This window comes from Rhodococcus sp. C1 (assembly GCF_020809065.1).
Lineage (GTDB): Bacteria > Actinomycetota > Actinomycetes > Mycobacteriales > Mycobacteriaceae > Rhodococcus_F > Rhodococcus_F qingshengii.
This window is the reverse complement of sequence record NZ_CP078080.1, coordinates 4,587,433-4,599,271: the sequence shown is the minus strand read 5'-3', so window position 1 is coordinate 4,599,271 and position 11,839 is coordinate 4,587,433. Positions and strand designations below refer to the sequence as shown.

Here is an 11,839-nt window from a genome sequence, read left to right as displayed (position 1 = left end):
AGTTGCCGAGCACCGCTGAGGCGGTGGCACGGGGCTGTGGCGCAGTTGGTAGCGCGCTTCGTTCGCATCGAAGAGGTCAGGGGTTCGATTCCCCTCAGCTCCACCAAGAAGTACCAGCGAAAAGGGTCTTTCAACGAAAGTTGAACGACCCTTTCCTGCATTTTCAGGGCCTGCCCGAATTGCGAAGATTCGATCTGAGTGTGCGCCGTTTCATACGATTGCGACCGCTGATCCGGACCGTTGAGCTTCCAAGTGAGGGATGATCCTTGGGCGGATACATGTTTGCCGGAAATGTAACGAGGGTGTGTCCGGTGCGATAGGCACGGTGAGTCTGCCGCAGTTTTCCGCAGGTCGGACGTATGTGTCGGGGAGGAATGTCGATGAGCCAGCCACGACGGCTAGCGATGATGCTTGTTGCTGTGATGTGCCTGATGGGTATCGGCGTCCTTGCCGTATCGGTCTTCCCCGCCATCGTCGCCGCCCAACCTGGCGGCAACAGCGGTGGTGGCAACAACGGCAATGGAAACGGCAATTACGGCAACAACGGTGGCAATAACAACGGCAACGGTGGCGGTCACAACGGCAACGGTGGCGGCAACAACGGCAACGGTGGCGGCAACAACGGCAACGGCAACTATGGCTGGCATTGTCACCGTCACAACTGCGGCACGACCGTAATTCCGACACCGACCACGACGACTGAGCCGACGACGACTGAGCCGACGACGACGACTGAGCCGACCACGACGACTGAGCCGACGACCACGACTGAGCCGACGACCACGACTGAGCCGACGACCACGACTGAGCCGACGACGACGACTGAGCCGACGACGACGACTGAGCCGACGACGACTGAGCCGACGACGACTGAGCCGACGACGACTGAGCCGACCACGACGACTGAGCCGACCACGACGACTGAGCCGACCACGACGACTGAGCCGACCACGACGACTGAGCCGACCACGACGACTGAGCCGACCACGACGACTGAGCCGACCACGACGACTGAGCCGACGACCACGACTGAGCCGACCACGACTGAGCCGACCACGACTGAGCCCACGACCAACCCTTCGGCGTCGCAACGTCCGAGCAGCAGCGCTTCCCCCGCGACCAACGCAACTTCGCAGACCGAGAGTCCTTCGAGCCAAGCACCCTCCGAGACACAGTCTCCTTCCGAATCGCAGCCGAGTTCCGAGCAGTCGTCCGCGGTAGCCGCTCCGCCGGCTGGACCGTCTGATCCGCAGGGACCGTCAGCGGGCGGCGGAGCGCCTGTACCCTCTGCCGGTGGACCGGCAAACGCTGCGCCGGGCGCAGTCGCAGCCCCTTCCGCACCCGAGGTTCTGGCCGCACCCGCACCCGTAGCTCCGCAGGTACCGTCGAACGTTCCGAACGTCGCGGCTCCGACTGACAACCCGCAGGCATTTCCGACGGCGTTCACTCAAGGGCTTCCGCCGATTCTCAACGCCGCCGCCGTCGCCGGCGGTGTAGGCGGAATGGCAGTGGTAGCGGCCGGTGCGGGAGCACTGACTTTCCGCGGAGCATCGCTGCAGAAGGCACGATTGGCTGCCGCGCGTGCCGAATTCCTGGCACCCGGATCACAGGGAGGTGCGTGAGTCGTGCCGGACAGACGTTCACATCGCCGCGTTCTGGCCGCGGTGGATGCCGTATGCGACGCAGCAGCGTCGTCGGAGGCTGTGTCACTGCTGACGGTAGTGCAGACAGTCGCCCGCGAGCGTGGGCGCCCGATCGAGATCGATCTGGAAACCCCGCTCGCCACCGGAGTGTGCGGTCAGCGCCGAGCCTACGACGACCACGACGTCATTGTCTTGGCCCCCGGACTTCCCAATGTCGAGCGAACTCTGGCACATGAGTTGGGGCACATAGTGTTTCGGCACGAGGGTGCCGAGATCGCCGAGGCGACGCTCGAGGTCAGTGACGATTTGATCGCCTACATGTTGAGTCAACGTTCTCTGCGGCGCAACGAACCCGTGCCGATGGACGACATCGCGGAGTGGGAAGCCGAGACGTTTGCGTCGATGTTGATCATGCGTCTGCGAACGATGAGTGGCCGTGGGACACCGCTGTCGGTGTTGCGGTACGACGAGGCGATCGGATGATCTTTTGGGCTGTGGCCCTTCTCGTCTGGGTTGCAGCCGGCGCGAGACTGGGTCGAGTTGTCGCGCGCACCGCGACGCCGTTGCGAATGTCGATGGTCTTTGCAGGCTTCTCGGTCGCGTTGTCGTCGACGGTCATGGTGCCTGCGGTATGGGACATCGTCGATCGCATTGCGCCGGAGCAGCATGCCGCCGCGATGATCGTCATCGTCTTGTGGACAGCGTTGTCTGCGGCCAGTGCAGTCGGCGCCGTGTCTGCCTGGCCTGTGATGTCACGTCCGGCTATGCGCGGCCTCGCCACCGTGCTGTACTCGGTGGGGCTCCTGGTGGCGATCGCGGTTCTCTTCGGCTACCCGACGCCGGCCCTGATCTTTATCGTCGTCGCTCTGTCCCTTGTCATTTCGACGGGGCTACGGCACGTTGCGTGGGCGCCGTTGGGGCGCGGAATCGCGTTGATCGTGACCGGTTCGTCGATCCTGCTCGTCGTGGTCGTCGTGATGCTTGTCGAATCGATCGGTGGCACCGGCGCACTCGAATCGGATATCTGGACGGGCGCAGGGGTGTGGTTCATCGCTGCCTCGAGTGTTCTGATTGCGCTGGGCATCACGTGGGTGCTTCTCGAGACCTGGTTACGTGCGCGACGAGATCTGTACCGGCTGCGGCGGATGCACGCGCTTCTCGTCAAGCGATTCCCCGAGGTAGTCGACGCGGACAGCGCCGGGAGTACGTCTGTGCTGCGGGCATCGGACATGATCGCGCAGATCATGGATGCGATGTACATCCAGTCCGGCGCCGGGATGTTCGACGTCGGTGGTCAGGAACCGCCGCGGGCCGTCACTGCACACGCGGGGATTTTGGCGGGGTGGATCGCCGATCCCTTGGCCTCGGATGTGTTGGACACCAGGTGGATTGCGCCTCCTGAGAAGATGTCGGCGCGCCGATGGGTGTTGTTGTTGGCGAAAGAACTCGATGAAACGACAAAAGTAGGTCGACGTTCGTAGTCGACCTACTCCATGTCATTGCAGTGCTCGAGATCGAGTCAGTGCTTCAGCACGTTCACATCAGCGTGACGCGTCAGGCGGAACCTCTGGCAAACCTTCACTCGCGCGGAGCTTTTCAGCCATCGTGGTGAGTAGATTCTGCGATTCTTCCGAGAGGTCGAATGCACGGCTCGAGAGGCGGCGAAGCCCGTAGCCTTGGAGCTGTGAGAGCAGTTCGAGATCGTGATCGATCTTGGCTGCGTAGATGTCGTTGAAGAAGTAGTCGGGCTTCACCTTGAAGAACCGGGCGAAGGCTGCGACTGTCTCGTCTGAGGGGTTGGTGCGCTGTCCCGAGCGGAGCTGCGAGATGTACGGCTTGGAGATCTGATGGCCGTCTTCGATGAGCGCTGCCGCAACCTCGGCGTTGGTATGGGGTTTGCGCCCCGGAGGATGAACACTGTCGAACAGTTTGTTCAATCGTTCTGCAAAGTCAGCCATTGTGAACCGCCCCGTAATCCTCTCTAGCTAGCAATTGTCCGTTCAGTGAATCCTACGGTATCACGCGGATAACCGATCGGTAGCTCACCGTAGTCTGTTTAGTGGACTAGTTGTCAAATGTGTCCGAGATTCGATTCGTCCGGCCAATGAGTGCTCAGCTATGTCTCAGCGCACATTGAGTTTCCGCCACACGGAAATGTGCAGCTACGACTGCGCTATTCGAACCTTCCAGTACTTGGCCAATCTGCCCAATATCAAACCTTTTACCCGTTTTGGCGATATTAGCTATGCGTTAGCCTGGTTTTTCACAACTATTTCGATTGAAAAACTGCAGTTCAAGCGATGTTTGAAGGTTTGGGGTCGCGATCAGGGTGGCTGGTTGCGATGTCATGCGGATCACCTCCGGGTTGAACCTTGAACGGTTTGCCGGATTGCGATCTGTGCTAGCTAAACCCTCCGAGTGGGTGCAGAATTGTGACATGAAACACACGATGAGCGATGATGAATTGCGCCGCGCAATCCGTGAAATTCAGGATCGAGCCCACGACGCACGCAAGCGTGGGGACGATGTAGCGGCGGAAGAACTCGACCGTACGGTCAAGGGCTATCAAGAGCAGATGATGCAGCGTCTCTAGTGCTCGCTGCGGTCGTCTCTGTGCGGTGTTTGCGCGGAGTACGGCCGTGCCCCGCAGGTCGCCTTGCGTGTTTCAGGGCGGCCGCACCGTGCGTGCGTAGACTTTCCCGCATGTCCACAGTACGAGTGCGGGGGAGTGTTCATCCATGTCTGTAAGGTCGCTCGACGGCAAGAAATGCCTGATCACCGGCGCCGGTAGTGGAATTGGACGTGCAACTGCGCTGCGTGCATCAGAGGTCGGCGCCGAATTGTTTCTCACCGATATCAACAGCGTCGGATTGGAAGAGACGGTCGCGATGGTCGGCGCCGGCGGCGGCACGGTCAGCATGGCGAAGGCACTCGATATCTCGGACTACGACGAGGTCGTGAAATTCGGTACCGAGATTCACACTCAATTTTCTTCGATGGATGTCGTCATGAATATCGCCGGCATTTCAGCGTGGGGAACTATCGAGAACCTCGAACATCGGCATTGGAAGTCCATGGTGGACGTCAACCTGATGGGGCCGATCCATGTCATGGAGACGTTTGTTCCACCCATGATTCGTGCCGGCAAGGGTGGACACCTGGTCAACGTGTCTTCGGCTGCCGGACTTTTGGCCCTGCCGTGGCACGCCGCCTACAGTGCGAGCAAGTTCGGCCTTCGCGGGGTGTCCGAGGTGCTGCGATTCGATCTGAAGCGGCACGGAATCGGGGTCAGTCTGGTTGTGCCGGGTGGGGTGAAGACGCCATTGGTGGGAACTGTGGAAATAGCGGGTATCGACAGGAACGACCCGCGGGTCGAAAAACTCACGCACCGGTTCGAGGCGCGTGCTGTCTCCCCGGAGAAGGTGGCGTCGTGCATTCTGCGGGGAATCGAGAAGAATACGTACCTCGTATATACGTCCAATGACATCCGATTCGGATACTGGTGGGCGCGCAAATTCGCCCTGCCTTACGAGTTCGTGATGCAAAAAGCGAACGACCAGTTCAGTAAATTGCTCAAGCGATGAGCGTTAACTCCGCCGGGACTTTTATCTAGTCGAATAGGGACCAAAGTCATGCCGAAGAGTTTTCACTTCGATATCGAATTCAAATATCCGATCGACGACGTGCATCGAACTTTGACCGACCCGAATTATTGGAAAGGCAGACTCGGAGACCTTTATGCCACCTCGGACATCGAAGTTCGAGACGGATCGATCGAAGTATCCGTGTCCGAGGAAATCGACTCCGCCTCCCTCCCGAGCCTGGTCGCCAAGGTTGCGCCGAGTCGGCTCGGTCTGAAACGGGTCGATCGGTGGGGACCTCTGTCGGACGGGCGTGCAGCAGGGTCGGTCACCGGAATCGCGCGGGGACTGCCGATCCGAATCGAGACGACGCTCGATCTCACCGCCGCCGAGTCCTGCACGCGGTTGGTCGTCGACGGAACGGCTGAGGTGAAGATGCCGATCATCGGCGGCCAGATCGAGAAGTTGCTGAAGAAGACCGTCGAGGACTTGCTGGGGCGCGATCGGGACGCCGTCGAGTCATTTCTCGCCTGAGCCTGCACCGAAATCTACTTCGAGAACGCGCGCACCCGGGCCGGCGGATGCGAGTTGATCGTGCGGGTTGGCGAGGGCGCACCCCTCCAACGAGAGGCACCCGCAACCGATGCAACCGGTGAGGTTGTCCCGTAGACGTTCCAGTTGCTCGATGCGTAGATCGAGGTGGCGCCGCCACCCGGTCGACAATCTTTCCCAATCTGCGCGGTTCGGGGTACGGCCTTCAGGAAGTGTGCCGAGGGCCTCTCTGATTTCCGACAGCGGAATGCCGACGCGTTGCGAGATTCTGATGAAGGCGACGCGTCGAAGCGTGTCTCGTTGGTATCGGCGCTGGTTTCCGCTGGTCCGGCGACTGACGATGAGGCCTTCTCGTTCGTAGAAATGCAGGGCCGAGACGGCGACACCGCTGCGCTCGGAGAGCTGGCCGGGCGTGAGTTCCTTTGCCTTCCACGACGGCATCTCCATGGCGACTACCGGTCCGTCGCGCGGTGGAGGGTGGCGTGGAGATGATGCGCCAGCGGGGTGTCGCCGTGCGCCATCCACAGGTCGTATGTCAGCGTGTCGCCCTGAACGCGCATGACTCGCCGAACGTCGTGAACCGGTTTTGCGTCGGGTGATGCTGCGAGCGTGAGACGGGTCAAGGCGAGAGTACCTTCGGAGTCGAGGGTGCCGCGATGGATCTCGACGAATCCGGTGGGCTGGCTGACCAGCAATTCGAGCTCACCACCCGGTGTTGGGCGCAGGTATCCCGATTCCATGTGAAGCGGTCGTCCGTCGGGGAGCCCACGAGTGCGCGACGAGTAGGTGAGAAACGGTTTCGGGGTGGGCGCGAACTCGATCTCCTCGGAGTACTCGAAGTCGTCGATGGTGGGGAAATGTCCGGCTCCAGCGCCGACCCAGCGCCCGGTGAACCTCTCGATTCCGGCGCCGTTCAGCGCCGCCTGATCCGTACTACTCATTGCCTGGTCCTCTCGCCTGCGTCGGATCAGAGGTTACGCGGGCCGGTACGACAGCTGCTTATCCCTGCTGGGTGGGGCCTACGGGATTAGTGTTCACTCATGAACGCTTCTGGCTCCGTCCCCCTCGGTGTCGATTCCGAGGTGGGCCGATTGCGATCGGTCATTCTTCATCGTCCTGGCGACGAGTTGAAACGATTGACTCCGCGCAACAACGACGAGCTGCTGTTCGACGCGTTGCCGTGGGTGGACCGCGCGCAGGAAGAACACGATCAGTTTGCGACCGTCCTTCGTGAGCGCGGCGTCGAGGTACTGCTTTTGTCCGATCTCCTCACCGAGGCGCTCGAGGTCAGTGGCGCAGCGAGGATCCAGGGAATCGCGGCCGCCGTCGACGCACGCAAGATCGGCCACGCGCTCGGGCAACACCTGGCCGCCTACCTGCGAAAGGTGGAGCCGAAGGAGCTTTCGTCGATCCTTACTGCAGGAATGACGTTCGACGAATTGCCGATCGATGCCGACTCGACCTCGTTGGTGCGCAGGATGCATCACGGCGGTGACTTCGTGATCGACCCGTTGCCCAACTTGCTCTTCACCCGTGATTCGTCGTTCTGGGTCGGGCCACGGGTCATCATCACGTCCTTGGCGTTGTCAGCGCGAGCTCGCGAATCCTCGATAACGGATCTCGTCTACGCGCATCACCCTCGATTCAAAGGCGTGCGCCGCGCGTACGAGTCGCACACGGCTCCTGTCGAGGGAGGTGACGTGCTGCTTCTCGCGCCGGGGGTGATCGCAATCGGTGTCGGTGAACGTACGTCACCCGCCGGAGCAGAAGCATTGGCGCGTAGCGTGTTCGACGACGGCCTCGCCCACACGGTGTTGGTTGTTCCGATCGAGCAACGCCGAGCGTCGATGCATCTCGACACGGTCTGCACCATGGTCGAGGCCGACGCGGTCGTCATGTATCCGGCCATTCAGGACACCCTGGCGGCGTTCACTCTGCGCAAGGAAGACGACGGGGTGAGTATTCGCGGTGCGACGCCGTTCCTCGAAGCGGCGGCCGACGCCATGGGAATCGGAAAACTGCGTGTGATCGACACCGGACTCGACACGGTGACTGCCGAGCGTGAGCAGTGGGACGACGGAAACAACACCCTCGCCGTCGAGCCTGGCGTCGTCGTCGCTTACGAGCGCAACGTCGAAACGAACGCCAGGCTGGAGGCCTCGGGTATCGAGGTTTTGCGAATCGCGGGTTCGGAACTGGGGTCCGGCCGAGGTGGTCCTCGGTGCATGTCCTGCCCGATCGCCCGCGATCCGCTGTAAGCCGTCGACGCTGTCAGAGAATTTCTTCCACCTTGGCTGCAGGCCGCGCGAGGACGGTGCCTTTGTCGGTGACCACGAACGGGCGTTCGATCAGAATTGGGTGCTCGATCATCGCGTCGAGGATCTCGGATTCGGATGCATCGGCGAGCCCGAGTTCCTTGTACTGCGTTTCGCGCTTGCGAACGGCTTGGCTGGGCTCGAGGCCGGCGTCGGCGAGGAGTTTTTCCAGCTCGGATCGGGTAGGCGGAGTATCGAGGTACTTCACAATGGTCGGTTCGATGCCGGCGTCGCGGATAAGTCCGAGAACAGTCCGCGACGTGTTGCACCGTTGATTGTGGAAGATGGTTGCAGATGCCATGTCCGTCATTCTGCCTCTGTGTCCGAACTCGTGGGACAAACAGGGGAACAACGGACACCTCCGGCGCGCTGCACTTGAAGTACCGACTTGTGAGGAGAAAACGATGACGGAACATCGAAGTGTGGACGAACGGCGCGTGGTCATTGCCGGTGGGCACGGCAAGATCGCGCAGCACCTGACGTACCTGCTGGCAGGACATGGTGATCGGCCGGTAGCGCTGATCCGCAACTCCGCGCACGAGGGTGCGGTCCGCACACTCGGCGCGTTCCCCGTGGTGATCGATCTGGAATCCTCCACGGTCGAGGAAGTTGCGAAGGTACTCGACGGTGCCGACGTCGCGGTCTTCGCCGCGGGCGCCGGACCTGGTAGCTCGATCGAGCGGAAGGACTCCGTAGACCGAGCTGCGGCGGTGCTGTTGGCCGATGCCGCCGAGAAAGCGGGAGTGCGTCGGTTCATACAGATCAGCGCCATGGGTGCTGGTGACGAAATACCGGAGAACACCGACGAGATTTTTGCCGCCTACCTGCGGGCGAAGACGGCAGCGGAGGAAGACCTGAAGACAAGGACTTCGCTGGATTGGACGATTCTTCGGCCAGGACTTCTGACAGACGACGACCCCACCGGTGAAGTCCTTCTTGCAGAGCCACCCGTCGATCGAGGCTCTGTGCCTCGTGCAGATGTCGCCGCAGTGATCGAAGCGCTCATCGACGCGCCGTCCAGTGTCGGCAAGATATTGGTTCTGACCTCCGGCCCGCATACGATCCGCGAAGCGATCGAGGGTTTGTGAGAGAGAAGATGCTGTGACCGAGAAGATACGACGAGGGTGACGATGAAGATCGCGATCGAACACGATTCCTCCACAGCTCCGTACGACCAACTGCGGCAACAGATTATCGAGCAGGTTCACGGCGGCGGATTGATTGCGGGAACCAAGATCCCGACGGTGCGTGCATTGGCCTCGGAGCTGGGATTGGCGGCCAACACCGTCGCGAAGGCTTATCGCGCGCTCAGCGATCAGGGCGTGATCGAGACGAGGGGAAAGCAAGGGACGTTCATCGCTTCGGGGACCGATCCGGTGCAGGCGCAGGCGGAGCAGGCGGCGACAGCGTTTGCGCATAAGGTCCGCTCGCTCGGGTACTCCGACACTGAGATCGTCGCCATGGTGGAGTCGGCATTGAGAGGTGCGTGACACATTGATTAAGTTGACGCTTCAACTTGAAGCTGTCAGTCTTGGCTCATGAATTCGTCGATTGCTCGTGACCTCGGACTCCTCATCGCCCGTGTCGGCCTCGGGATCATCTTCATCGCCCACGGTTGGCAGAAGTTCTTCACCTACAAGATCGCCGGAACGCAGGCCGCATTCGAAGGGATGGGCGCCCCGCTCCCCAAGATTTCTGCAGTTCTGGCAGCATCCATCGAACTCGGTGGCGGCATCCTGCTCATCGCCGGTCTGCTGACCCCGCTCGTCGGCGCACTGCTGTTCCTCGACATGGTCGGCGCGTTCTTCATCGTGCACGCCGACAAGGGCGTCTTCATAGACAACGGCGGCTATGAACTCGTCGTCGCACTCGGTGTCGGTTCGCTCTTGATCGCTGTTATCGGCGCAGGACGCATCAGCATCGACGGATTGATCGGCAAGGGCAACGGTTGGGTTAAAACCCCAGCTTGATCGGGGTGAGAAGGCGGGTTCAACGGCTGTTGAGCCCGCCTTCCAGCTTGCTTTTGGCCCACAAAGTGACGAACGTAGTCATCTATGGTGACGAAATCTGATCGATCCGAACAAGATTCCGGGGCCAACGAAGAGCGCCCGGAAACGGGCTTTACTCGGGTAGGCGTTCGGACCGACTACGTGGTGTTTTCCGTGGCGGCCGCAGCGGTGCTGGCTATTGTCGTGTGGGGTCTCGTAGCTCCCGACAACCTGAACTCGGTAACCGGAAGTGTTCTCGGCTGGTTGGTGACGAACATCGGCTGGCTCTTCGTACTCGCAGCTTCGGCTTTCGTGCTGTTTTCCATCTACCTCGCTGTCAGTCGATTCGGCGACATTCCGCTGGGCAAAGACGGTGAGAAGCCCGAGTTCCGAACCGTCAGCTGGATCGCCATGATGTTCAGCGCCGGCATGGGCATCGGCCTGATGTTCTTCGGTGTCGCGGAACCGCTTGCGCACTACGTGACTCCGCCTCCCGGTACCGACGGTGGCGTCGGAACTGCCATGGCTACCACCATGTTTCACTGGGGTCTTCATCCTTGGGCGATGTATGCCGTTGTGGGCCTTGCCATTGCGTACGGGTCGTATCGCCGAGGACGCAAGCAACTGTTCAGTTCGGCCTTCATCCCGTTGCTCGGTCGCAAAGCCGAAGGGCCGATCGGCAAGGTCATCGACATCCTGGCAATCTTTGCGACACTTTTCGGCACCGCAGCATCTTTGGGGCTCGGCGCACTTCAGATCGGCTCCGGTTTCGAGGTAGTCGGCTGGATGGAAGAAGCCGGCGTATTCCTGCTCGTGGCCATCGTTGCGGTGCTGACCCTGGCGTTCGTCGCTTCGGCAGTTTCCGGTGTGGCCAAGGGAATTCAGTGGCTCTCCAACATCAACATGGTGCTAGCGCTGATCTTGGCCCTGTTCGTGTTCGTTCTCGGGCCGACCGTGCTGATTCTCAATCTGCTCCCGACGACCATTGGTGCATACGTTTCCGACCTCGCCCAGATGTCGGCCCGCACGGGTGCATCGTCGAATCCTGAAACCGGCGCGTGGCTTTCGTCGTGGACGATCTTCTACTGGGCATGGTGGGTGTCCTGGACGCCGTTCGTCGGCATGTTCCTGGCCCGCATCAGCCGCGGCCGCACGATCCGCCAGTTCATCGTCGGCGTCATCGCCGTTCCCACGACTGTCAGCTTGCTCTGGTTCGCGATCTTCGGCGGCGCAGGCATCGGTGAGGAACGCGACGGAATCGGCTTGTCCGGCCGAGGCTCGGAAGAGGCTCAACTGTTCGGCATGCTCGACAATCTGCCGTTGGCCGGAGTGACGACTGTCCTGGTCATGCTGCTCGTCGCAGTGTTCTTCGTCTCCGGCGCCGACGCTGCGTCGATGGTGATGGGGACGCTCTCGCAGCGCGGAACGCTCGAACCGAGTCGCTGGGTCGTGGTGTTCTGGGGCATGTTGACCGGTGGCGTCGCGGCGCTTCTGCTGTGGACCGGTGGTTCCGAAGCGCTCGACGGCTTGCAGACCATGACGATCATCGCTGCGGCGCCGTTCGTGCTGGTCATGATCGGACTGTGCTTCTCGCTGTACAAGGATCTTTCGCACGACCCGATCATCATTGCGGCGAAGGAGCAGAAACGTGCTCTCCTACGCCCGCGCCGAGGACGCCGTGTGGATAAGTCAGTGGAGTAGGACTTGAGCGGAGTAGGACTTGAACCGTGAAGGGGCACCGAACTGCGGTTCGGTGCCCC

The 11,839-nt window shown here is 61.1% G+C and carries 16 protein-coding genes and 1 tRNA gene; 11 read left to right on the top strand and 6 right to left on the bottom strand.

Translation table 11 applies throughout. The annotated features are described in order from the left end of the window. Positions 1–30 precede the first annotated feature (30 nt). Positions 31–106, top strand: a tRNA-Ala gene (locus KTR60_RS20965). A gap of 292 nt (positions 107–398) precedes the next feature. On the opposite strand, the gene KTR60_RS20960 is transcribed toward KTR60_RS20965, so the two are convergent. Beyond that, complete coding sequence (locus KTR60_RS20960) at positions 399–653, bottom strand: hypothetical protein (RefSeq protein ID WP_228401223.1); 255 nt, start codon at positions 651–653, stop codon at positions 399–401. A 2-nt stretch (positions 654–655) separates the two neighbouring features. Next, a complete protein-coding gene (locus KTR60_RS20955; protein ID WP_228401222.1) occupies positions 656–1,447 on the bottom strand; it encodes a hypothetical protein in 792 nt (263 codons plus the stop codon). 178 nt (positions 1,448–1,625) lie between these two features. Here KTR60_RS20955 and KTR60_RS20950 point away from each other — a divergent pair, with 178 nt between their 5' ends. Together KTR60_RS20950 and KTR60_RS20945 are read left to right on the top strand one after the other, a co-directional pair. Further along, entirely contained in the window at positions 1,626–2,126 is a 501-nt protein-coding gene (locus KTR60_RS20950; protein WP_003946241.1) for an ImmA/IrrE family metallo-endopeptidase, read from the top strand. Continuing rightward, entirely contained in the window at positions 2,123–3,124 is a 1,002-nt protein-coding gene (locus KTR60_RS20945; RefSeq protein ID WP_204855498.1) for a hypothetical protein, read from the top strand. Before KTR60_RS20950 ends, KTR60_RS20945 begins: the two co-directional genes overlap by 4 nt. Positions 3,125–3,184: 60 nt before the next feature. On the opposite strand, the gene KTR60_RS20940 is transcribed toward KTR60_RS20945, so the two are convergent. Then, entirely contained in the window at positions 3,185–3,601 is a 417-nt protein-coding gene (locus KTR60_RS20940) for a helix-turn-helix domain-containing protein (protein ID WP_003946231.1), read from the bottom strand. 479 nt (positions 3,602–4,080) lie between these two features. On the opposite strand from KTR60_RS20940, the gene KTR60_RS20935 reads away from it, so the two are divergent. The 3 genes from KTR60_RS20935 to KTR60_RS20925 all read left to right on the top strand — a co-directional run bounded on the left by KTR60_RS20935 (position 4,081) and on the right by KTR60_RS20925 (position 5,758). Next, complete coding sequence (locus KTR60_RS20935; RefSeq protein WP_003946253.1) at positions 4,081–4,236, top strand: hypothetical protein; 156 nt, start codon at positions 4,081–4,083, stop codon at positions 4,234–4,236. Between the two features lie 145 nt (positions 4,237–4,381). Further along, on the top strand, positions 4,382–5,227 hold the full coding sequence (locus KTR60_RS20930) for an SDR family oxidoreductase (RefSeq protein WP_007729029.1): 846 nt from the start codon (positions 4,382–4,384) through the stop codon (positions 5,225–5,227). 48 nt (positions 5,228–5,275) lie between these two features. Continuing rightward, entirely contained in the window at positions 5,276–5,758 is a 483-nt protein-coding gene (locus tag KTR60_RS20925) for a DUF2505 domain-containing protein (protein ID WP_030536322.1), read from the top strand. Here KTR60_RS20925 and soxR read toward each other — a convergent pair. Next, on the bottom strand, positions 5,744–6,223 hold the full coding sequence (soxR, locus tag KTR60_RS20920) for a redox-sensitive transcriptional activator SoxR (protein WP_003946250.1): 480 nt from the start codon (positions 6,221–6,223) through the stop codon (positions 5,744–5,746). The two genes, KTR60_RS20925 and soxR, sit on opposite strands and share 15 nt — an antisense overlap. 5 nt (positions 6,224–6,228) lie before the next feature. Continuing rightward, the gene (locus KTR60_RS20915; protein ID WP_228401221.1) at positions 6,229–6,717 is read right to left on the bottom strand and encodes an FABP family protein; all 489 of its coding nucleotides are present in this window, start codon (positions 6,715–6,717) and stop codon (positions 6,229–6,231) included. Positions 6,718–6,816: 99 nt separating this feature from the next. Here KTR60_RS20915 and arcA point away from each other — a divergent pair, with 99 nt between their 5' ends. Then, positions 6,817–8,034 carry an arginine deiminase gene (gene arcA / locus KTR60_RS20910; RefSeq protein ID WP_003946210.1) on the top strand — a complete coding sequence of 406 codons (1,218 nt, stop codon included), beginning with the start codon at positions 6,817–6,819 and terminating at the stop codon, positions 8,032–8,034. 13 nt (positions 8,035–8,047) lie between these two features. Here arcA and arsC read toward each other — a convergent pair whose 3' ends face one another. Beyond that, the gene (arsC, locus tag KTR60_RS20905) at positions 8,048–8,401 is read right to left on the bottom strand and encodes an arsenate reductase (glutaredoxin) (RefSeq protein ID WP_003946209.1); all 354 of its coding nucleotides are present in this window, start codon (positions 8,399–8,401) and stop codon (positions 8,048–8,050) included. 94 nt (positions 8,402–8,495) lie between these two features. On the opposite strand from arsC, the gene KTR60_RS20900 reads away from it, so the two are divergent. The 4 genes from KTR60_RS20900 (at position 8,496) to KTR60_RS20885 (ending at position 11,780) form a co-directional block, all read left to right on the top strand. Next, complete coding sequence (locus tag KTR60_RS20900; RefSeq protein ID WP_050654500.1) at positions 8,496–9,179, top strand: SDR family oxidoreductase; 684 nt, start codon at positions 8,496–8,498, stop codon at positions 9,177–9,179. Positions 9,180–9,221: 42 nt separating this feature from the next. Beyond that, complete coding sequence (locus KTR60_RS20895; protein ID WP_003946225.1) at positions 9,222–9,581, top strand: GntR family transcriptional regulator; 360 nt, start codon at positions 9,222–9,224, stop codon at positions 9,579–9,581. Between the two features lie 48 nt (positions 9,582–9,629). Then, positions 9,630–10,061 carry a DoxX family protein gene (locus KTR60_RS20890; protein WP_003946228.1) on the top strand — a complete coding sequence of 144 codons (432 nt, stop codon included), beginning with the start codon at positions 9,630–9,632 and terminating at the stop codon, positions 10,059–10,061. An 84-nt stretch (positions 10,062–10,145) separates the two neighbouring features. Further along, the gene (locus tag KTR60_RS20885; RefSeq protein ID WP_054188803.1) at positions 10,146–11,780 is read left to right on the top strand and encodes a BCCT family transporter; all 1,635 of its coding nucleotides are present in this window, start codon (positions 10,146–10,148) and stop codon (positions 11,778–11,780) included. The last annotated feature ends 59 nt before the right edge of the window (positions 11,781–11,839 follow it).

Excerpts from the sequence above, each read along its gene's own strand:
- KTR60_RS20945 (WP_204855498.1), top strand. The coding sequence starts at position 2,123 with ATGATCTTTTGGGCTGTGGCCCTTCTCGTCTGGGTTGCAGCCGGCGCG.
- KTR60_RS20940 (WP_003946231.1), bottom strand. The coding sequence starts at position 3,601 with ATGGCTGACTTTGCAGAACGATTGAACAAACTGTTCGACAGTGTTCAT.
- KTR60_RS20935 (WP_003946253.1), top strand. The coding sequence starts at position 4,081 with ATGAAACACACGATGAGCGATGATGAATTGCGCCGCGCAATCCGTGAA.
- KTR60_RS20930 (WP_007729029.1), top strand. The coding sequence starts at position 4,382 with ATGTCTGTAAGGTCGCTCGACGGCAAGAAATGCCTGATCACCGGCGCC.
- KTR60_RS20925 (WP_030536322.1), top strand. The coding sequence starts at position 5,276 with ATGCCGAAGAGTTTTCACTTCGATATCGAATTCAAATATCCGATCGAC.
- soxR (WP_003946250.1), bottom strand. The coding sequence starts at position 6,223 with ATGGAGATGCCGTCGTGGAAGGCAAAGGAACTCACGCCCGGCCAGCTC.
- KTR60_RS20915 (WP_228401221.1), bottom strand. The coding sequence starts at position 6,717 with ATGAGTAGTACGGATCAGGCGGCGCTGAACGGCGCCGGAATCGAGAGG.
- arcA (WP_003946210.1), top strand. The coding sequence starts at position 6,817 with ATGAACGCTTCTGGCTCCGTCCCCCTCGGTGTCGATTCCGAGGTGGGC.
- arsC (WP_003946209.1), bottom strand. The coding sequence starts at position 8,401 with ATGACGGACATGGCATCTGCAACCATCTTCCACAATCAACGGTGCAAC.
- KTR60_RS20900 (WP_050654500.1), top strand. The coding sequence starts at position 8,496 with ATGACGGAACATCGAAGTGTGGACGAACGGCGCGTGGTCATTGCCGGT.
- KTR60_RS20895 (WP_003946225.1), top strand. The coding sequence starts at position 9,222 with ATGAAGATCGCGATCGAACACGATTCCTCCACAGCTCCGTACGACCAA.
- KTR60_RS20890 (WP_003946228.1), top strand. The coding sequence starts at position 9,630 with ATGAATTCGTCGATTGCTCGTGACCTCGGACTCCTCATCGCCCGTGTC.
- KTR60_RS20885 (WP_054188803.1), top strand. The coding sequence starts at position 10,146 with ATGGTGACGAAATCTGATCGATCCGAACAAGATTCCGGGGCCAACGAA.